Source organism: Moraxella sp. K23, from assembly GCF_041154765.1.
GTDB lineage: Bacteria > Pseudomonadota > Gammaproteobacteria > Pseudomonadales > Moraxellaceae > Faucicola > Faucicola tetraodonis.
Window position 1 is genome coordinate 1,800,915 of record NZ_AP031595.1, and the last position, 19,669, is coordinate 1,820,583.

General features: G+C 45.6%; 18 protein-coding genes and 4 tRNA genes. 9 read left to right on the top strand and 13 right to left on the bottom strand.

The window, feature by feature from the left end; translation table 11 throughout:
* Positions 1-73: 73 nt before the first annotated feature.
* Positions 74-547, top strand: coding sequence for an arsenate reductase ArsC (locus ACAM37_RS07890; RefSeq protein ID WP_369625935.1), 474 nt, complete (start codon positions 74-76; stop codon positions 545-547).
* Positions 548-635: 88 nt separating this feature from the next.
* Here the strand turns inward: ACAM37_RS07890 and ACAM37_RS07895 are convergent, their stop codons facing one another.
* From ACAM37_RS07895 to ACAM37_RS07905, 3 genes are all read right to left on the bottom strand, one after another.
* Complete coding sequence (locus ACAM37_RS07895; protein WP_369625936.1) at positions 636-1,985, bottom strand: aminopeptidase P N-terminal domain-containing protein; 1,350 nt, start codon at positions 1,983-1,985, stop codon at positions 636-638.
* Between the two features lie 16 nt (positions 1,986-2,001).
* A complete protein-coding gene (argE, locus tag ACAM37_RS07900) occupies positions 2,002-3,195 on the bottom strand; it encodes an acetylornithine deacetylase (protein WP_369625937.1) in 1,194 nt (397 codons plus the stop codon).
* Between the two features lie 78 nt (positions 3,196-3,273).
* Positions 3,274-4,014, bottom strand: a complete 741-nt coding sequence (locus ACAM37_RS07905; protein ID WP_369625938.1) for a UPF0149 family protein — start codon at positions 4,012-4,014, stop codon at positions 3,274-3,276.
* Positions 4,015-4,262: 248 nt separating this feature from the next.
* Here ACAM37_RS07905 and ACAM37_RS07910 point away from each other — a divergent pair, with 248 nt between their 5' ends.
* Both ACAM37_RS07910 and ACAM37_RS07915 read left to right on the top strand, forming a co-directional pair.
* On the top strand, positions 4,263-4,667 hold the full coding sequence (locus tag ACAM37_RS07910; RefSeq protein WP_369625939.1) for a hypothetical protein: 405 nt from the start codon (positions 4,263-4,265) through the stop codon (positions 4,665-4,667).
* A 60-nt stretch (positions 4,668-4,727) separates the two neighbouring features.
* Positions 4,728-5,021 carry a cell division protein ZapA gene (locus tag ACAM37_RS07915; protein WP_062333890.1) on the top strand — a complete coding sequence of 98 codons (294 nt, stop codon included), beginning with the start codon at positions 4,728-4,730 and terminating at the stop codon, positions 5,019-5,021.
* Between the two features lie 26 nt (positions 5,022-5,047).
* Here ACAM37_RS07915 and ACAM37_RS07920 read toward each other — a convergent pair whose 3' ends face one another.
* Entirely contained in the window at positions 5,048-5,302 is a 255-nt protein-coding gene (locus ACAM37_RS07920) for a hypothetical protein (protein ID WP_369625940.1), read from the bottom strand.
* Between the two features lie 595 nt (positions 5,303-5,897).
* Between ACAM37_RS07920 and ACAM37_RS07925 the strand changes: the two genes are divergently transcribed.
* On the top strand, positions 5,898-7,544 hold the full coding sequence (locus ACAM37_RS07925) for an NAD+ synthase (protein ID WP_369626850.1): 1,647 nt from the start codon (positions 5,898-5,900) through the stop codon (positions 7,542-7,544).
* A 112-nt stretch (positions 7,545-7,656) separates the two neighbouring features.
* On the opposite strand, the gene ACAM37_RS07930 is transcribed toward ACAM37_RS07925, so the two are convergent.
* Positions 7,657-8,127, bottom strand: coding sequence for a winged helix-turn-helix transcriptional regulator (locus ACAM37_RS07930; RefSeq protein WP_050326005.1), 471 nt, complete (start codon positions 8,125-8,127; stop codon positions 7,657-7,659).
* 149 nt (positions 8,128-8,276) lie between these two features.
* Between ACAM37_RS07930 and ACAM37_RS07935 the strand changes: the two genes are divergently transcribed.
* Positions 8,277-9,530, top strand: a complete 1,254-nt coding sequence (locus tag ACAM37_RS07935; RefSeq protein ID WP_369625941.1) for a D-amino acid dehydrogenase — start codon at positions 8,277-8,279, stop codon at positions 9,528-9,530.
* A gap of 92 nt (positions 9,531-9,622) precedes the next feature.
* Positions 9,623-9,988 (top strand): RidA family protein, encoded by a 366-nt coding sequence (locus tag ACAM37_RS07940; protein WP_065253256.1) that lies wholly within the window; start codon positions 9,623-9,625, stop codon positions 9,986-9,988.
* Between the two features lie 73 nt (positions 9,989-10,061).
* Here ACAM37_RS07940 and ACAM37_RS07945 read toward each other — a convergent pair whose 3' ends face one another.
* Positions 10,062-13,082, bottom strand: coding sequence for a DNA translocase FtsK (locus tag ACAM37_RS07945; RefSeq protein ID WP_369625942.1), 3,021 nt, complete (start codon positions 13,080-13,082; stop codon positions 10,062-10,064).
* A gap of 444 nt (positions 13,083-13,526) precedes the next feature.
* Between ACAM37_RS07945 and trxB the strand changes: the two genes are divergently transcribed.
* Genes trxB through ACAM37_RS07960 form a run of 3 tightly spaced genes read left to right on the top strand, consistent with a single transcriptional unit; the run spans position 13,527 to position 16,178 of the window.
* On the top strand, positions 13,527-14,525 hold the full coding sequence (gene trxB / locus ACAM37_RS07950; protein WP_099833522.1) for a thioredoxin-disulfide reductase: 999 nt from the start codon (positions 13,527-13,529) through the stop codon (positions 14,523-14,525).
* 15 nt (positions 14,526-14,540) lie between these two features.
* Positions 14,541-15,332, top strand: coding sequence for a leucyl/phenylalanyl-tRNA--protein transferase (aat, locus tag ACAM37_RS07955; RefSeq protein WP_369625943.1), 792 nt, complete (start codon positions 14,541-14,543; stop codon positions 15,330-15,332).
* Positions 15,333-15,359: 27 nt separating this feature from the next.
* A complete protein-coding gene (locus ACAM37_RS07960) occupies positions 15,360-16,178 on the top strand; it encodes an arginyltransferase (RefSeq protein ID WP_138018817.1) in 819 nt (272 codons plus the stop codon).
* On the opposite strand, the gene rimI is transcribed toward ACAM37_RS07960, so the two are convergent.
* The 7 genes from rimI to ACAM37_RS07995 form a co-directional block, all read right to left on the bottom strand.
* Positions 16,171-16,680: a ribosomal protein S18-alanine N-acetyltransferase gene (gene rimI, locus ACAM37_RS07965; RefSeq protein WP_369625944.1), complete on the bottom strand. Its 510-nt coding sequence runs from the start codon at positions 16,678-16,680 to the stop codon at positions 16,171-16,173. The two genes, ACAM37_RS07960 and rimI, sit on opposite strands and share 8 nt — an antisense overlap.
* A gap of 58 nt (positions 16,681-16,738) precedes the next feature.
* Entirely contained in the window at positions 16,739-17,929 is a 1,191-nt protein-coding gene (gene tuf, locus ACAM37_RS07970) for an elongation factor Tu (protein ID WP_007117403.1), read from the bottom strand.
* 267 nt (positions 17,930-18,196) lie between these two features.
* A tRNA-Thr gene (locus tag ACAM37_RS07975) sits at positions 18,197-18,271 on the bottom strand.
* Between the two features lie 20 nt (positions 18,272-18,291).
* A tRNA-Gly gene (locus ACAM37_RS07980) sits at positions 18,292-18,365 on the bottom strand.
* A 75-nt stretch (positions 18,366-18,440) separates the two neighbouring features.
* A tRNA-Tyr gene (locus ACAM37_RS07985) sits at positions 18,441-18,524 on the bottom strand.
* 43 nt (positions 18,525-18,567) lie between these two features.
* A tRNA-Thr gene (locus ACAM37_RS07990) sits at positions 18,568-18,643 on the bottom strand.
* 151 nt (positions 18,644-18,794) lie between these two features.
* Complete coding sequence (locus tag ACAM37_RS07995) at positions 18,795-19,649, bottom strand: FHA domain-containing protein (RefSeq protein WP_369625945.1); 855 nt, start codon at positions 19,647-19,649, stop codon at positions 18,795-18,797.
* Between the last annotated feature and the right edge of the window lie 20 nt (positions 19,650-19,669).

The window sequence follows — 19,669 nt, forward strand, 5'->3', positions numbered from 1 at the left end:
TAAAATTTCATTTTCAAAAATTGCACGCCCAAACGTGCTGACCGTTCGCAGAATGATGACAAGGGATTTATTGATGACGCAGCCTTATAACGTGTTGTTCTTGTGCAAGCACAATGCTAGCCGTAGCCTAATGGCAGAAGCTATTTTGAATAAAATTGGTGGTGACCGTTTTGTAGCCTATAGCGCAGGCGTTGAGCCATCCCCTAGCGCGCATCCATTCACGCTTGAGGTATTAAAACAAGAAGGTTATGACGTCACAGGCTTAGCGCCCAAATCCGTCAAGCAGTTTTTACAAGACAACGCGCCAAAGATTGATTTGGTGATTGGGCTGTGCAATTCTTTACAACAACATGCGGACATTGATGGCAAATTCCCACTGACTGCACATTGGCATATCAATGATACGGACAGTGTATCAGCCCATAGTGAGGTGGAAAAAGCCGCCTTTAGCCAAGTATTACGCCAACTCTCTCAGCGCATCCATTTATTGACAAACTTGCCCGAAGATAAAATCGAACATTTGGCACATCCGCCAGCTGATGCCTAACATCCCGGTAAACGATTGACCCTAAAAAAGCCCAACTGTCTTGGGCTTTTCTTTTTTCTATTTTTTTTCTTTGCCTCTATCAATCTATCTATGAATCCACTTTTTGCTGCATTAGCGCTTCAATCGCGGCCGTTGTCTTTGGTACGTCACGGGTGAGAACCAGCGGCTCACCCTCGGTAATGACCACATCATCCTCAATCCGAATCCCTATACCCCGATATTTCTCGGGTACCAATGCATTGTCATGGGCAAAATACAAGCCTGGCTCTACGGTAATCACCATGCCTTTTTCAAGCTTTCTGGGTTTACCGTCGTCGCCAGTATAGCGCCCTGCATCGTGGACATCTAAGCCAAGCCAATGCCCTGTGCCGTGCATATAAAACGGCAAGTAGGCTTTATCAGCAATCAACTCATCGACATCACCTGTCAAAATCCCCAACTCAATCAAGCCTTGGGTCAGTACTTTGAGCGCAGTTTCATGATGGATTTTGCCATGCTCACCTGCTTTTAGGCTGTTGATGGCGGCGATATTGGCATTTAGCACAATATCATACACCTGTTTTTGCACGTCGCTGAACTTGCCACTCACAGGAAAAGTACGGCTGATATCGCCGGCATAATGTTGATATTCGGCGCCCGCATCTATCATCACCAAGTCGCCATCGTGCAGCGGTTGGTCGTTTTCGACATAATGCAAAATATTGGCATTGTCCCCGCCAGCCACGATACTATTATAAGAGGGTACGCAGCCGTATTGGGCAAAAGCATAATTAACTTCAGCTTCCAGTCTGCTTTCATTGCCCTGATTTTTTTGCATCATGGGTGCCACGCTTTGCATGGCGCGAATATGCCCGTAAGCACTGATTTGGGCGGCGACTTTCATGCGCGCAATTTCAGACTCATCTTTTATCAGCCGCATTTCATTGATAAGGCTGTCAATATTGGTGATGGTATCGACTAAACCTTCGCCACGCTGCAGTTGCTTGGCTTGATTAAGCCAGCCAATCAGCTCATTATTAAAGCGGGCAAACACGTGTTTTTTACCAAAAATCAGGGTTGGCATCACCTCATCAATTCTGCCAATGGCAATCGCTTTATCCGCGCCAAAATCTGCGGTCGCACCCTCAAGCCCCACCCTTTTACCATCCCAAATCTCACGTAGTTTGTCTTTTTCACGTAAAAATAAAGTGTATTTGATATTATGGTCAGTTTTTTCCAAAACCATGACGGACTCTGGCTCGGCAAAGCCTGTCAGGTAGAAAAAACTGCTGTCGGCGCGGTATTTGTACTCAGCATCGTTGTTGCGGATATGCGCGGGTGCGGTTTGCAAAATCGCAATGCTATTGTTTGGCAAGGCTTCAGCAAGTTTGGCACGGCGTTTGGCAAATTCGCTTTGGGGGAGCTTTGGCAACAACTGTATGGTTAATTGATTTGACATGATATTTCCAAAAAAATTAATGGCTGTCACAGCATTGTTGAAGAATTTGCTGTAAGAAACTTTCGCATTTTGCTAATTGGTTTAGACTGACAAACTCATTGGCTTTATGGGCATTGCCAATATCGCCAGGTCCGCAAATCACCGTCGGAATACCTGCATTGGTAAACTGCCCGCCTTCGGTGGCATACGCCACTTTGTGACGTTGCTGTTCATCCACCAAATTTTCTATAAGCTGTTGCAAGGCTTGGCTATCTTTATCGGTCATCGCAGGGACATTTTCGTTGCGAGTTAGCTCAATGCCCGTGTCGCTGTCAATGGCGTGCATCTTAGGCTCAAGGGTTTTGATAAAGGCGCGAATCGGCTCAATCACTTGGCTTTCATTCATGTGCGGCAAATTACGGTAATCAAAGGTGAATTCGCACAGGTTGGGCACGATATTTGTTGCCGTACCGCCGGTAATAGTGCCCACTGACAAGGTCGAAAATGGTACGTCAAACGCCATGTCTTGGTCGTTACGTTGTTGCAATTGTTCGGCAAGTTCATCAATAAAATTGATAATTTTGCTAGCATAGCTGATGGCATTGACGCCTTGCGGGGTCAGCGATGAATGCACGGATTTGCCATGCACGCGGCAGCGATACACTTGGATACCTTTATGCGCGGTGACCATTCTCATCATGGTCGGCTCACCGACGATACAGTAGTCGGGCTTAATATTTTGCGCTTTTAAATCTGCAAGCAGTAATGGCGCACCCAAACAACCCACTTCTTCATCATACGACAATGCCAGATGAATCGGTTTGTTGAGCATCCTATTGCGGCTTGCTTGCACCACAGTGGGCAACAGGGTTAAGGCGCAAGCAATAAAGCCTTTCATATCACAAGCCCCACGCCCGTATAGCTTATCTTCCACAATGGTCGCCACAAACGGATCAGTATCCCATGCCTGCCCATCAACGGGCACCACATCGGTATGCCCCGAAAACACAAAACCCCCTGTCATTACGGTATCACCCTTACCCATCGCAGGTACAGTCACAAAGAGGTTGGCTTTGGTATTATCAGCATTAAAAGTCAAACGTGGCGACAACCCCAACTGCTCACAATAGCCCGCCACATACTCAATCAATTGCAAATTGGAGTAGCGACTGACAGTATTAAAACCAATCAGTTTTGTTAACCAGTCTACGGCGTTGGATGGATAGCCCATAGTCGTTCCATTTTTCTCAAATTTTAAACCATTAAAACAGCCTATCAGGGTAAATCTAGTCGAAATAGGGTGTTAGCATCAATTCGGCTTTTTACCGGTCATGGCATCTATAACCATATGGGTAACAAAATCATCATTGGTCTCTTTTTCTGCTTCCCAATCGAGTTCATCATCCCGTAGCTGCTCAATAAAATCCAAATGCGCCTCATCAATCTCTTGGGCTTTACCCACAGGGCGATTCATGGCAAATCCTGCGATGAGCGGCAACTTGGCGACTGATTTACGCACTCGCCCTTGTGACACACTCACAGGAATCATGCGCACAAACTCAAGTAGCTCCATATATTCAACTTCGCCTTCAGCATTGTCTGTCCCTTGCAGCGCCTCATCATACACATCAATCCGCAGCGCGCCGATTTTTGCCAAGTCATTAAATAGGTTATTTTCTTCAGGGCGCAGCGCACTATCGGTGACACCAAAGCCTGTCAAAAAGCCATTTGCCCAGTTCTTAAGTGCCATCAAACGCTCATACAGTGGATGGTCATCATCGGGCAAAAGCGGCATAAACTGATAGCTATCGGCATCGTCGGTTAACACCGCCACCATATCCTCGCCCTCTTCGGTCACTATCTCTAACGCTTTTGGCTCAAGCTCGGTAAAGCTCAGCTCAGTCAGTAGCAGTTGCCACTCTTGCTCGGTTGGCGCATCACACACACTGAGTACCCCTGAAATTAGCCCATGTAACTCACTAATGGTGACGTCATGCCAATCCTCAAATGCTTGTGTCCAATCCTGCCAACCCGAAATATAATCATCCATCGCTTTACCCTTTTTTCACAAAAAATTATATCAACATTGAGATAATACTAGCCTTAATGCGGTCAACTATGGCATTATTAAAGTGGTAAAATAATATAAGTATCACTCAAATTTTAAGCCTTCACGCTATAGTTATACTAAAAAAACCTTTTGCTATTCATGTCAATGAGCGCCCATCATATCGCTCTTGATGATTTACTTGATTATTCACTCGATTATTCACTCGATTACTGGCTAGACATCATATCATGAGCACCCTAATTGACCAACTGACCCAGCTACAAACCGCATTGACTAAGCTTCGCGATAAATATCAATTCGCCAGTAGCGAGCTAACCCGTATTAAAGCACAGCCAACCATTACCGCAGACCAATTGCAAGCGGTACAAGCTGAGCTTGATAGCCGCAAACAACTGCAGCAAAATTTGGAACAACAACTTGCCAGACAAGCCGAAGAGTATCAAGCACTTGAGCAGCGCTATCAGTCACTTGCCGAATCTCACAACATGCTAAGTACCGAATACGAACAAACCCAAAACCAATTACAGATTTTTACCGCACAAAATCAAAAACTGATTGAAAAAAATCGCGTTGCGGCAGAGCATACCAAGCTTGTGTTAGAGCGCTTGGCAAAAATTGACAGCGAAAACTAACCCGCCCCCATAGCCAGCCTTAGTGATGTTTAAAACATTTGAATACGTTAGGAAAATCTTATGGCATCTGCCCAAAGCATTAAAAAAGTTGATATCCTGATCAATGGTCGTAGCTATACCATCAACTGCCCAGAATCGGAAGAGCCTGCGTTGCAGCGTGCGGCAAGCTATATTAACCAGTTTATGCAAGAGGTACGCCGCCAAGCGCCTCAGCTACCCCAAGAACAATTATTGGTACTGTGCGCGTTGACCTTGTTTGAAAAATCAGAAAACTTACAACGCTATCAAGAAAACGAAAGCCAAGCGCAAGACCTGGTGGGGAAAATGTTAGCAGACGTTGCCCGTTTTGCCTAACGTATTTAGTGTAAAATAAAATTCGACTAATTTTGCGCGCGCTGGTAGTGTTTGCCAGCATGAAAATCCGCTTGGTGTTGTTGATTACAAAAGAACTTATCCCCTTCTACAATCCCTCGCCACTCTGCCAAGGTATGATGGCAATAATCACACGCTCGCAGCTCGGTACTCTCGCCTGGCTGCGGTCGCAAGTAGCCTTGTGGTGGTCGCGGATACATCCATTTCATCCCAACCCAGCTAAGTCCCATAATCACCAAAACCACAAAAATTGCGGTAAACATCGCTTCACCTCATTGTCTAATGAACGAATCATCGTTGCCAATTAAGAGTTATGACTGCCTGTTAATTAGCATTGTAAGGTTTGATTATACGGCAAAAAATCGCGCATTGATGGGTTATTCATGCTATGTTTAGGCTAATTTTACCAGTTGCAGCATTTTTCAGTGGTAGCGTCTAAAGATTGCAATTGTAAACATATCACAAAGCGATATAATGTAGAATAATTTTATCTTGTAATGCCATCGCTGTTGCCACCCATAATTATAATAGCGGCATGATGCTTGCATACCGTTTTAGACGGATATGACTAAAGGGACGACCCCATAACAAATTTTTACTGAAGGATTTTTCATGTCACACCTTGATTTAACCCCAGATGATAGCGTACCAACGCAGCTGCCGAGTGAGTCAATGACCACCGAAGCTACTACGCCAAACCATGCGCCCACGGCTGATACTAGCAATGCGCCAAACCAACCAGCAAACCCACAGCCAGTTTCTCAAAAACCTGCTCAGCCAACTTCTCAATCAGTTTCTCAGTCAACCTCTCAGCCATCAAGCCAACCGGCTAGCCAACAGATTAGCCAAGCAGATTCTATGGTGGGGCTAAAAATTGCGGTGGCACAGCAGCAATTTATAGTCGGTGATGTCATCAATAATGCCAAAAAAATGGTAGAGCTGGCTAAAGATGCCCGTGACAAGGGGGCTAATATCATTGTCTTTCCTGAGTTGTCACTGCTGGGTTATCCGCCGGAAGATTTGTTATTACGTCCAAGTCTTGCCTCACGTGTGAAACTTGCTTTTGAAGTGCTCTACACAGTAAAAGACATCGTGATGCTAGTGGGTTATCCGCACATTGACCCCAATGGCACGTTTAACTCAGTGGCTATCATTCACAATGGTCAGCAAAAAGGCTTTTATCACAAACAATGTTTGCCAAACTATGGCGTGTTTGACGAACGCCGCTATTTTAATACCGGTCACAACCAAGTGTTGTTTGACTATCAAGGGCTGACCATCGGACTACTTATCTGCGAAGACTTATGGCAAGACGCTCCCATTCGCGCACTCAAAGAAAAAGGTGCGGAAATCATCATCAGCCTCAATGCCTCACCCTTTGAGCAAAACAAGCAAGAACAACGTAAGGCTTTATTAAAAAGTCGTGCCACTGAGCACAATATCCCGATTGTGTATGCCAATAGCGTGGGCGGTCAGGATGACTTGGTGTTTGATGGCGGCTCGATGGTCGTCAACGCTCAAGGTAAAATCGTGCAAGAAGCACCAAGATTTTTGCAGCATACCCTGTATGTGGTTGCTCGTCACGATGCCCAAAGCGGTCAAGTGATATTATCAGAACAGCGCAAATCACCGCTTGCGCTCAGCCAAATCGCTGAAACTTATCAAGCGCTGGTTGTCGGCTTGCGTGATTATGTCAATCATTCTGGCTTTAAAGGCGTATTGGTTGGTTTGTCAGGCGGGATAGACTCGGCGCTCACGCTATGTATCGCCGTTGATGCACTGGGTGCGGATAAAGTTTATGCGGTCATGATGCCCTATGAGTACACCTCGCAAATCAGCCTACAAGATGCGCAGACGCAGGCACACCGACTCAACGTGTCTTATACCGTGTGCCCGATTCATGCCGCTGTTGAAGGCATGCGTCATACGCTAGAGCCGATGTTTAGCAATACCACCGCCGACACCACGGAAGAAAATATCCAAGCCCGTGCGCGTGGCATGATTTTGATGGCATTGTCCAACAAATTTGGTCATCTAGTTATCACCACTGGCAACAAATCAGAGATGGCCGTGGGCTATGCGACATTGTATGGGGATATGGCAGGCGGATTTGATGTCTTAAAAGATGTGTATAAAACCCAAGTATACGCCCTCGCCAACTATCGCAACCGCCTAGAAGAAACGCCGGTGATTCCTGAGCGTGTGATTACGCGTCCGCCTTCTGCCGAGCTTCGCCCTGACCAAAAAGACCAAGACAGTCTGCCTGATTATGATACCCTCGATAAAATGCTGGAGCTGTATATCGATCGCGACTTTGGGTATGATGCGATTGTAGAAGCCGGTTATGATAAAGACATGGTGAAAAAAGTACTCAGCATGGTAGACCGCAATGAATACAAACGTCGTCAAGCAGCGATTGGCACCAAGATTACCCACCGCGCCTTTGGGCGTGAACGTCGCTATCCACTCGTCAACCACTGGTCGCTAGAGTTTCCAAAACTCTAATTTCCAAGATTCTAAGGTTGGACAACATAAAAGGACTGCGATTTGGCAGTCTTTTTTTTATCTGTCGCAAAGCATTTATCACAAAGCATATATCGTAAAGCTTGCACGACAGTTATGTCACTGTCACATCCAAATGCAAGCTTTCTTTAATCTCTTCCATCACAATCAAGCTGTGGGTTTCTACCGCCGCTGGCAATTGTTTTAAGATATTGCCTAGTAACTTGCGGTAAGAACTCATCTCTTTTAGCCGCGCTTTGACCAAAAAATCAAACTCACCCGAAATCAAATGACATTCCAGTATCTCTGGAATTTCTGACAGTTTTTTGCTCACTTGCTCAAAGACATCACCTGACTTGGTGGATAACTTTATCTCCAAAAATACCAACAAGCTTTTATTGATTAAATTGGGATTTAACCGCGCATGATAACCTGTGATAATACCTTCACGCTCCAGCCGTTTAACTCGGTCTGAGCAAGGCGTGGTTGATAGGTTAACTCTAGCAGCCAATTCGCTGATAGAAATTCGGGCTTGCTGTTGCAAGATTTCAAGGATTAAACGGTCGGTACGGTCTAAAGTACGCATAGCAAAATGAAAACCCTGTTTTTTGATGATTGACATGATAAAACCGATAATATCAGCAAAATTCTAGCACAAAAACAGCAAAATTCACTGCAAAACTTTACTTATACTAGCAAAATTAACTGATAATTAAGCAGATATTGGGGGTGGGTATGCGCGTATTGGTACTGGGTAGTGGCGTGATTGGGGTGACAAGTGCCTATTATTTAGCCAGGCAAGGTGTAGAAGTCACGGTGATTGACCGCCAAGCAGGTGCCGCACAAGAAACCAGTTTTGGCAATGCTGGGCAAATCTCCCCAGGCTACTCTACCCCTTGGGCAGCCCCTGGTATCCCATTGAAGGCGGTTAAATGGTTATTTCAACAACACGCCCCTTTAGCCATCAAATTAGATGGTAGTCTGTGGCAGTTACAATGGATGCTACAAATGCTCAAAAACTGTAATGCCAAGCGCTATGCCATCAACAAAGAGCGTATGGTACGAGTGGCAGAATACAGCCGCGACTGTCTGCAGCAGCTGCGTCAAGACACCGGCATTAGCTACGAAAACCGCTCACAAGGTACCTTACAAGTTTTTCGTAAACCCGCCCAACTAGAGGCTGTACAGCAAGATATTAAGGTGTTGCAAGATTCAGGCGTGCCTTTTAAGCTGATTGACAACAGCAAGGCGTTGGCTGATATTGAGCCCGCGTTGGCAAATGCCACTGATAAGCTGGTTGGTGGATTGCATTTGCCGCATGATGAAACAGGCGATTGCTTTTTGTTTTGCCAAGCATTAGAGCAACAAGCCAAAGCGCTAGGGGTGAATTTTTTATACAATCAAACCATCGAAAAACTGGTAGTCGACGCTGGGGCGATTAAAGGGGTGATAGTAAATGGTGAGTTATTAACCGCAGACCAGTATGTATTGGCGTTGGGCAGTTATTCGCGGGCGCTTTTGCAACCGCTACAGCTTAATCTGCCTGTATATCCTGTCAAAGGCTATTCGCTGACTGTGCCGATTATCAATGCTGATTTAGCGCCCCAATCAACGGTGCTTGATGAAACCTATAAAATCGCCATTACTCGCTTTGACAACCGCATTCGCGTGGGCGGTATGGCAGAATTAAGTGGTTTTGATATAACGCTAAACCCCCAGCGCCGTGCTACACTCGAAATGGTCACGCAGGACTTATTCGCAGGCGGTGATTTGCCAAACGCAAGTTTTTGGACGGGGCTACGTCCGATGACCCCCGATAGCACGCCCATCATTGGTGCGACTCGGTATCGCAATTTATTTTTAAACACAGGACATGGCACATTGGGTTGGACAATGGCGTGTGGCTCTGGCAAATTAATCAGCGATTTGGTGCTCGGCAAAACGCCTGACATTCGCATTGATGGCTTATCGTTACAGCGTTATGCCTAGTATCTATTCTCTTTCAGAAATACCTGTAAATAGCATTTGAAAAGACTATGCATAAATAACATTTATCCATTTACAAGTACAAGGAAAACACCATGACCGCACACATTCAACGATTCGATAGCAATGACTATCTAAGTGAAATTACCATTTTTAACCACGTGGTGTACCTCGCAGGACAAGTGCCAAATACCGACACTGCCGATATCCACACACAAACCAAAGAAGTGCTAGACAATATCGACGCCATGCTCGCCAAAGCCAATAGCGACAAATCACGTCTGCTAACTGCTCAGATTTTTATCAAGGATTTGGCGGATTTTGAGGTGGTGAATAGCATGTGGGGCGACTGGCTAACCGATTGCCCAAAGCCTACCCGTGCGACAGTCAAAGCTGAGTTGGTTAATCCTTTGTGGAAATTAGAAATTGTCGTAGTCGCAGCGCAAAATACCATAGACTAAATAAACCCATAACCGCTCAAAACGTTAAATAAAAAAGGTGCATAAATCGCACCTTTTTTATTTTGTCTAACCTCTACATTAATAGCTCACGTTTACCACTTTTGGTCATGCCGCTCACCAAGCCCGCCTCTTCCATGGCATCAACAATACGTGCTGCGCGGTTATAGCCGATACTAAATTTGCGCTGAATGCTTGATGCAGAGACTTTACGGGTTTCGAGCAAAAACGCCACCACGTCATCATACAGCGGGTCTTCTTCGCCATTGCTAGATCCGCTAGCATCGCCACCACTTGGCGCAGAGCTTAGCTCAAAATTATCGAACATATTATCAATATAATTAGGTGCGCCACGCTCGCGCCATGCATCACATACACGGTTGACTTCCGCATCGCTGATAAAAGCACCATGTACACGGTTAGGCTCGATTTGACCAGGTCCTAAAAACAGCATATCCCCATGCCCAAGCATATCCTCTGCGCCACCGGCATCCAAAATGGTACGCGAGTCGACTTTTGAGTTGACACGAAGTGCGGCACGGACGGGAATATTGGCTTTAATCAAGCCGGTAATCACATCCACCGATGGGCGCTGGGTCGCCAAAATCAAATGAATCCCTGCGGCACGCGATTTTTGCGCCAAACGGGTAATCAACTCCTCGGCTTGTTTGCCCACCTGCATAATCATGTCGGCAAACTCATCCGCTACAATCACAATTTGTGGTAACGGTTTTAATTTTGGCGCTCTATCTTGGCTGACACTGTCATTGGGTCGCCAAAGCGGATCTAGTAACGGCTCACCATTTTGTTCGGCTGCCATGATTTTTTTGTTGAATTCATCAAGCTTACGCACTTTGAATAATGACATTAGCTGATAACGACGCTCCATCTCCGCTACACTCCATGCCAAAGCACTGGCTGCTTCGGTCATATCGGTGACTACGGGGGTGAGCAGATGCGGAATATCGCCGTAGTTGGCAAGCTCAAGCTGTTTGGGGTCAATCAAAATCAATCGCAGCTGCGCTGGTGTGTATTTGAGCAGCATTGACAATAACAGCGAATTCACCAACACTGATTTACCCGAACCTGTGGTACCTGCGACTAGCATGTGTGGCGCTTTCGCCAAATCCGCAATAATCGGTCTACCTGCAATATCTTTGCCCATTGCCATGCTAATTAAGCCATCGGGGTCTTGATAAGCCTCTGTTTTCAGCAGTTCGATGAGTCGTACCATTTGGCGCTGCGGATTGGGCACTTCGATACCGATATAAGGTTTACCTGGAATGACTTCCACCACACGCACCGATGCCATAGATAGCGACCGAGCCAAGTCTTTGGCAATACCTGTTACCTTGCTTGCTTTAAGCCCTGGCGCCAGCGACACTTCAAAGCGTGTCACCACCGGACCCATTTGCGCATTGACCACTTCTGCTTTGATATTAAACTCTTGTAGCTTGATTTCTAACAGCGCTGACAACTGCTGCAACTGTTCGCGGCTGTAGCTTGGCTTGCGGTCAGGGTCAGGCAAATCAAGCAGCGATAACTCAGGTAACGGGCTTAAATTAGCACGATAAGCTGCGGTTTGCATGGCACGCGATTTCTGACTAAACAGGCTATCATCATTGATATCAAGCGGCTGATTGACCTGCGTGGCTATAGGCTGTTCAATTTGGTCGAGTAGCTCAGACTCCACCGAACGGCTGTGGGTCGGTATTGAAGGGGTAATCTCATTGGTATCAATCTCGGCGGCATCAATCTCGGTGGCAGCAATATCGGTGCCAGTAATCTGGGTGACGGCTTGCGCTGGGACTTGTCGCATACCCAATAACGATGCGACTGAGGGGGTTGGTGTTTCAATACCTTCTGCACCTTCTGCTTCAATACTTTCTGCTTCAATGTCCTCTGTCTGAATGCCCTCGAATGATGGCTCTAGCACAGGATTTTGTGATAAGTCATATCTAGCATCTACGCTATCCGCTAAATGATCCAAATCTGACGACCCAATAGCCGCGTCCTGTTCAGCCATCTCTACACCCGTCATCGACTCAGAGGTTTGTTTATCCGCTAGCTCCCCTGTGCCTGCGGCAGACATAGCAGATATCATAGATGCGTCATCGATAGTTGGCATAGCTGGTGATACATCTACACTATCTACACTAGGCTGCTTTGTGTGAGTTGGTTGAGTGATTTGCGAATCTACCTGTATCAAATGGGGTCTGTTCAAGGTAGGCATTTTAAACGGTTTTTTTATTATTTCACTTTGCAGTTTTTCATCGAGTTTTTTGGTCAGCTTGGTGTTTGCTACATAGGTTGAGCTGACGGGTTTAAATGGATTGGTGGCATCGTTTTCTTCGAGCCATTCATAATCTTTGATTTCACTAAAACCCGTTTCATCCAAAAACGCATCGAGTGGACTACCGACAAACGCCTCATCATCCGCTAGATGACTACTGTCATAAGCCGCTTGTTCTGTGTCATGAGAGGCTAAAGGCAAAGGCAGTTGCGCGGTGTCGTTTGGTTTTGCTTGGCGTGCTTCTTGTTTGAATTCAGTATTGGTTTCTTCATCTGCGGCTTCAGCCTGTAGGCGACTGCGAATAGCTTGACCTGATAAAATCTCATGCCAATGTAAATCAAAGGTAAACGTCACGGTGATGGCAATAAACACCAATAAAAACAGCAAAGTCCCCCAGTAGGTTAATAAACTACTAAGCCCGTTGCCCACGATTTGCCCTATCATGCCTTGCGCCAACCAGCCAAACGATAACACCCCTGTCAGACCTGCGGTGGCAATTATTAAAAAGATATAACCCAAAAAACGTAACAAGCCATTAGGCTCTACATCATGGCGCCATACATTCCAAGCTTCATAACAGGCAATGACAATGAGCCACCAGCTTGCCGCGCCCAAAAACGCATACAAAATATCAGCCAGCCAAGCACCACCCGTGCCTGCCAAGTTACTGACTTCATTTGCCGCACTACTGATATGCGACCAACTGGGATCATTGGCAGAATAACTGATGAGGGACATGACTAACAACAATGCCACGATTAGCCAGATAATCGTAAGCACACTTTGACGAATATAATAAGACAACGCAATTTACCTTTGAATTTGAACCTGCTTTGGATAAGCCGTAAGCCAACGCTTTGCTGCGCCATGACTGACTGATAATGATTGTGAAAAAACAATGATTTTGGGAAAAACGTTGATTAAAATCACCCTTTTAATCGACTATCATATCAAATCTCAGTGGTGAGTTGCTGAGCTTTTTTTGCGAAAAATTGCTTTGTGAAATCAGCCAATTCAAGCCCTATGATAAATGCAGTTTGAGCCAACAAAGCCGAATGTTAGGGTATTTTTTTGATAACAAGCTAACGCCATTTTTGAGCGTTGCTTGAGCTTTGATTGCGCGATGAATCTGTTATAAAAATAACATTTACTTGCTATTTTCGATGTTAGCCCCTATCTTACTTATGAATCAAAAATTAGCCTATTTTATTATTTAGTTTATTATTCAGCGATTGTTAGGAAAGACGTATGTCAGAAATTATCCATCACCAGCTTATTATTTTAGGTTCAGGTCCAGCGGGTTATTCTGCTGCCGTGTATGCAGCGCGCGCCAATTTAAAACCGGTCATTATCACCGGTATGCAGACTGGCGGTCAGTTGACTACCACCACTGAAGTTGATAACTGGCCTGGCGATCCACAAGGCTTGACAGGTCCTGACTTGATGGTACGCATGCAAGCCCATGCCGAGCGTTTTGGCACCCAGTTGGTGTATGACCATATCCACCAAGTGAACCTAAGTCAGCGACCTTTCACCTTAGTCGGCAATAGCGCCACTTACACGTGTGATGCACTCATTGTAGCGACAGGGGCATCAGCCCAATACTTGGGTCTCGCCTCTGAACAAAAATTTATGGGGCTTGGCGTCTCTGCCTGTGCGACCTGTGATGGGTTCTTCTACCGCGGCAAACCTGTGGTGGTGATTGGCGGTGGCAACACGGCGGTTGAAGAAGCTTTATATCTATCAAATATCGCAAGTCACGTCACCCTAGTGCATCGACGTGATAAATTAAAATCAGAAAAAATTCTGCAAGACCAATTATTTGAAAAACAAAAAAATGGCAATGTGACCATCGAATGGAACAGCCAAGTCAAAGAAGTGGTGGGCGATGACGCAGGCGTGACAGGTGTGGTGATTGAAAACCTGCAAGACCAGTCTACCAAAACCATCAACGCGCCTGGTATGTTCGTGGCGATTGGGCACAAACCCAACACCGATATTTTCCAAGATCAGCTTGAGATGAATAATGGTTATATCGTGGTCAAAAGCGGTCTAGATGGCAATGCGACAGCGACAAGTGTCGAAGGCGTGTTTGCCTGTGGGGATGTGGCAGACCATATCTATCGCCAAGCGATTACCTCGGCAGCTACGGGCTGTATGGCGGCGTTGGATGCAGAAAAATATTTAGATATCGTTAATCTAGCGAATGCCAATACCACGGTATCAGCCAACACCTCTGCTGTTTAGCTAATGTCTTGAACGATGCCATTGCCAAATCACCACCCCTTACAACGCCCTTTCGTTTGCCGTTATCAATTTCCCGACCCGATGGCGGCAGACCCTGACGGTGAAGGGTTAATTGCGCTGGGAGGTGATTTGGCGGCTGATACCTTAGTGTGTGCTTATCGCCAAGGCATGTTTCCTTGGTTTAATGAAGGCGAGCCCATCGCTTGGTGGTCGCCTGACCCGCGCTGTATTATTTATCCTAGCGATTTTTGCGCCAGTAAAACCCTAAAACGGCGAATCAAAAATGCAGGTTGGACGTTTTCCCTCAACCTTGCCTTTGCTAAGGTTATTGCCGCCTGTGCCGACACCCGTGCCTATGCCCAAGCTTCTACATCAGCCACTTGGATCAGTCCCGCTATGATTGAAGCGTATACGGCGCTACATGCCGAGCAAGTGGCTTACAGTGTCGAGATTTGGGATGATGATGAGCTGATTGGTGGTCTCTATGGGCTAAAGCTAGGACAAGCATTTTTTGGTGAAAGTATGTTTCACCGAGTCACAGATGCATCTAAAGCGGCTTTTTTTGTGTTAATGCAGCTGTGTGCGCATTCCCAATTTGCTTGGGTGGACTGTCAGTTGCCTAACCCACATTTGCTGCGTTTAGGGGCATCCATCCTACCCAGAGCGGAATTTTTAGCTGGGCTTGCGCAACAATTATCGCTACCGAGTATTGATTGGTCATCGATTTGCGGTCAAAAATTGCCACTTAATCAACTGTTAAATGAGGATTTGATGACTTATTACCTACCTCCAACTGCGCAAGCCTAGGTAAGTTAAGGGTATTTAAAAGCACTAATGACGTTAAAACCACCCCATCCTCCTACCAGTCTGGCACTGACCAGCCAATTGACGCCGCTGCATCAATGTAGTTATTTGCCGGATCGTGCCGCACGTTTAGAACTGATTGAATTAGCAAAGGATGAACGTTTAAGTACGCCTATTTTTTCTCAGTTTTCACGGCTCGGGTATCGGCGTAGTGGACAACATCTATATCGCCCTGTATGCTTTCATTGTCAACGCTGTATCTCTACACGTGTAGTAGTTAACGAGTTTGAACCCAATCGTACCCAGCGCAAACTATGGCAAAAATCGCACGAGATGGATGTGGTAATTACGGCTTGTGACGATGCCGATGAATCGCATTTTATGCTATATGCTCGCTATATCTGCGCTCGCCATAGTGACGGCGATATGTATCCACCCAATTTACAAGGGTTTAAACAGTTTTTACAATATAGCTTTACCCAGTCATTTTTTATGGAGTTTTGGCTTCATGATGAATTAGTCATGGTAGCAGTTTGCGACCAATTAGATGACGGCATATCAGCGGTCTATACTTTCTATGATCCCGATGCAACCATAAATAGTTTAGGCACCCTTGCGATACTTACCCAGATTGATTATGTTAAACGTCTTGGATTACCGTATTTGTATTTAGGTTTTTGGGTACCAGATTCGGATAAGATGGCGTATAAATCGCGTTTTTATCCCACTGAATTATTAATCAATCAACAGTGGTATCGCTTCGATGAGGCTGTCACAGCCGCGCAAGTTGAACCACTGCTTCAACAGGCGATAAAAGCACATTATCTAAATATGTGGAATACTACTTAGCGTTTAATTTAGTATTTAATTTGCGCTGCATAATTAATGCATGGGTTTTGGTCATGTCATGATTATCGTAGTAATTTTTGCGAACGGCAATCTGTTCAAATCCATGTTTTTGATAAAATGCAATGGCAGCATGATTATCTTCTCTTACCTCTAACAGCACCCGCTCGGCACCCGTTGCTTGGCACATTTGCGCCATAGCTGTTAACAATTGGCTTGCAATACCTTGCTGTTGATAATCAAGACAAGTTCCGATTCTTAAAATTTCACTATCTTCAAATATGTGGCTGTAAAAACAATAGCCGACCAATCGCTGATTCAGCTCGTCTGTTGCATAAATTATATGGTTAAATGGCTGCGCGAGCAGTGAATTGATTTGCGCGGCCGACCAAGCATCGTGGACAAACAGCTCGGATTCAATTTGTGCCAGCTGCGCCAGTACCTGCTCCGAAGCATTATCTTGTGTACTCGTTTTATCTAAGTTATATATCTGTATTGCAGTCATAATTTATTTCCATAAAAAAAGAGCCACCGAAGTGACTCTTTTGTATGCATATTAACGATTAGTCGTTAACTTTAGCAACAACACCCGCACCTACAGTACGGCCACCTTCACGGATTGCAAAGCGTAAGCCTTGGTCCATTGCGATTGGGTGGATTAACTCTACGTTCATTTCAACGTTATCGCCAGGCATTACCATCTCTGTACCTTCTGGTAATTGGATTGCGCCAGTTACGTCGGTAGTACGGAAGTAGAATTGTGGACGGTAACCATTTAAGAATGGAGTGTGACGACCACCTTCTTCTTTTGATAGTACATATACTTCTGCGTCAAATTTGGTGTGTGGTTTGATTGAACCTGGTTTAGCCAATACTTGACCACGTTGTACGTCTTCACGTTTGGTACCACGTAGTAGTACACCACAGTTCTCGCCTGCACGACCTTCGTCTAGCAGTTTACGGAACATTTCAACGCCAGTACAGGTGGTTTTTGCGGTTGGTTTGATACCAACGATTTCAATTTCTTCACCAACTTTGATGACGCCTGATTCTACACGACCTGTTACGACTGTACCACGACCAGAGATTGAGAATACGTCTTCGATTGGCATCAAGAATGGTTTGTCAATCGCACGTTCTGGTTCTGGGATGTAGCTGTCTAGGGTGTCAAGTAGTTCTAGTACGGCTGGTTCACCGTATTTGCCTTCGCCGCCGTTTAGGGCTTCTAGGGCAGAACCTTTGATGATTGGGGTGTCATCGCCAGGGAAGTCGTAGCTTGATAGTAGTTCACGTACTTCCATTTCGACAAGTTCTAGTAGTTCTTCGTCATCAACCATGTCACATTTGTTCATGAATACCATGATGTATGGTACACCTACTTGGCGTGATAGTAGGATGTGTTCACGGGTTTGTGGCATTGGGCCGTCAGTGGCTGATACGACTAGGATGGCGCCGTCCATCTGTGCGGCACCGGTGATCATGTTTTTAACATAGTCAGCATGGCCAGGACAGTCTACGTGTGCGTAGTGACGCGCTTGGGTGTCATATTCAATGTGTGAGGTGTTGATGGTGATACCACGGGCTTTTTCTTCAGGGGCTGAGTCAATTGACGCATAGTCTTTGGCTTCACCACCGTTGTGTTTTGCTGCTACAGTCGCAATCGCAGCTGTTAGGGTTGTTTTACCATGGTCAACGTGTCCAATGGTGCCTACGTTAACGTGTGGTTTAGTACGTTCAAACTTGGCCTTTGCCATAATTTAATCCTCTGATCATTGTTAAACTGTTAGCAATACCCTAGCTCAAAGCTATAAACCAACTGGTGTATCTGTATTGCCAGTGCTGGTGTTGCCAATTTGAGTGTTGCTAGGTCACTAAAATAGCAAATTTAACATAAATTTCAAGTTTTTTCCATAGCCTTCATCTTTATGGTCAAACTTTTTTGTTATTGCTAAAATAAAAGGCAACACATCTGTGCTGCCTCAACTATTTTTTGGTTTATCTCAATGTATTTTCTATAAAACTGGAGCTCATACCGAGAGTTGAACTCGGGACCTCTCCCTTACCAAGGGAGTGCTCTACCTCTGAGCTATATGAGCAAAACTTTGGTTTAGAATAATGGAGCGGGTGGCGGGAATCGAACCCGCACGATCAGCTTGGAAGGCTGAAGTTCTACCACTAAACTACACCCGCAATGCGACCCGCCCAGGCATTCTGGACTTACTGTTAACGTGATTAGGGAATATTCAGATAACAATAGCAGGCAAATGGTGGTGGGGGAAGGATTCGAACCTTCGAAGCTCTCGCAACGGATTTACAGTCCGTCCCCTTTGACCGCTCGGGAACCCCACCATAGTTGTCTTTCAAGGTACGCTTAACACGATGTGTTAAAGGATGGTGCCGGCTGCCGGAGTCGAACTGGCGACCTACTGATTACAAGTCAGTTGCTCTACCAACTGAGCTAAGCCGGCGTATCGCTTGAAAGTGGTGAGCATTTTAGCAAATATTTTTAATCTTGCAAGCGTTTTTTTAGTTTTTTTTCATTTTTTTTGCTAAAACGTGAATTTACTGATTTAAATCCGCATGTTAGGTGCCTTGCGCCGCTTATTTGCTACCTAAACCCTAATACATCAACAACACGGATGCAATAATCAGCGCAATAAGCACCACGATTATTATCGCGACTGTGGCGTTTTTCTTTGCCGCAGGTTTGATTGCATCAGCTTCTACTGTGCTCACAGGCAATGGTTGCGCTGGCTGAACGGCTGAGACCTGAACCGATGGGACAACGGGTTGTGATGGTATTGCCTCAGTGACGACAGGCGTCTGAGACGGTGTATTAACTATCGGCGATGGTGGGTTATCAACGCTTGCTACATCGACTGTTGTTGTCGGTGTAGAAGGTACGGATTGTTCGACGTGAGTGTTGGTCAGCTGCTCGCTAGGTAAAAAATCTTGCGTGGTAACGACATCTATCACAGGCGCGGTGTTGGCTGCAGCGTTCAGTGATGATGGCTCAACCGATGCAGTCGATTCAGTTTGGGTATGAATGTCAGTGGTGGGTGTGAAGTTCTCAATGTCTTGTAAACTATCGAGAAAACTATCATCATCCAGTGCATTGACTGGGGCATTTACCACCAAAAATACCAAGTCAGCAAAGGCAAGTTCATCGGTGGCTTGCAAAGCATGGGCTTCTGTACCGATACGCTCACCATTGATAAAGGTACCATTGCTTGAGCCTAGGTCTTGCACATACAGCTGCTCACCAATACGGTTAATTTTGGCGTGTTGGCGAGAGATTTGTGAGGTTGCTAACACCAAATTATTGCTATCGCTACGCCCTATGCTTAAGCTTTTATCAATATCTATGGTTAAATCCGCCAACGCTGGTGACAGTCCAATGAGTTGCCATGAAGTGCCTTGTGAGTTTTCGGTAAGGTTCATCGTATTTACTGCATTAGTTTGATGATTATCCATGCAAGTCTCCTACTCCTAAG

Coding starts and splice junctions, on each gene's coding strand:
- ACAM37_RS07890 (WP_369625935.1), top strand. CDS start 74: ATGACGCAGCCTTATAACGTGTTGTTCTTGTGCAAGCACAATGCTAGC.
- ACAM37_RS07895 (WP_369625936.1), bottom strand. CDS start 1,985: ATGTCAAATCAATTAACCATACAGTTGTTGCCAAAGCTCCCCCAAAGC.
- argE (WP_369625937.1), bottom strand. CDS start 3,195: ATGGGCTATCCATCCAACGCCGTAGACTGGTTAACAAAACTGATTGGT.
- ACAM37_RS07905 (WP_369625938.1), bottom strand. CDS start 4,014: ATGGATGATTATATTTCGGGTTGGCAGGATTGGACACAAGCATTTGAG.
- ACAM37_RS07910 (WP_369625939.1), top strand. CDS start 4,263: ATGAGCACCCTAATTGACCAACTGACCCAGCTACAAACCGCATTGACT.
- ACAM37_RS07915 (WP_062333890.1), top strand. CDS start 4,728: ATGGCATCTGCCCAAAGCATTAAAAAAGTTGATATCCTGATCAATGGT.
- ACAM37_RS07920 (WP_369625940.1), bottom strand. CDS start 5,302: ATGTTTACCGCAATTTTTGTGGTTTTGGTGATTATGGGACTTAGCTGG.
- ACAM37_RS07925 (WP_369626850.1), top strand. CDS start 5,898: ATGGTGGGGCTAAAAATTGCGGTGGCACAGCAGCAATTTATAGTCGGT.
- ACAM37_RS07930 (WP_050326005.1), bottom strand. CDS start 8,127: ATGCGTACTTTAGACCGTACCGACCGTTTAATCCTTGAAATCTTGCAA.
- ACAM37_RS07935 (WP_369625941.1), top strand. CDS start 8,277: ATGCGCGTATTGGTACTGGGTAGTGGCGTGATTGGGGTGACAAGTGCC.
- ACAM37_RS07940 (WP_065253256.1), top strand. CDS start 9,623: ATGACCGCACACATTCAACGATTCGATAGCAATGACTATCTAAGTGAA.
- trxB (WP_099833522.1), top strand. CDS start 13,527: ATGTCAGAAATTATCCATCACCAGCTTATTATTTTAGGTTCAGGTCCA.
- aat (WP_369625943.1), top strand. CDS start 14,541: ATGCCATTGCCAAATCACCACCCCTTACAACGCCCTTTCGTTTGCCGT.
- ACAM37_RS07960 (WP_138018817.1), top strand. CDS start 15,360: ATGACGTTAAAACCACCCCATCCTCCTACCAGTCTGGCACTGACCAGC.
- rimI (WP_369625944.1), bottom strand. CDS start 16,680: ATGACTGCAATACAGATATATAACTTAGATAAAACGAGTACACAAGAT.
- tuf (WP_007117403.1), bottom strand. CDS start 17,929: ATGGCAAAGGCCAAGTTTGAACGTACTAAACCACACGTTAACGTAGGC.
- ACAM37_RS07995 (WP_369625945.1), bottom strand. CDS start 19,649: ATGGATAATCATCAAACTAATGCAGTAAATACGATGAACCTTACCGAA.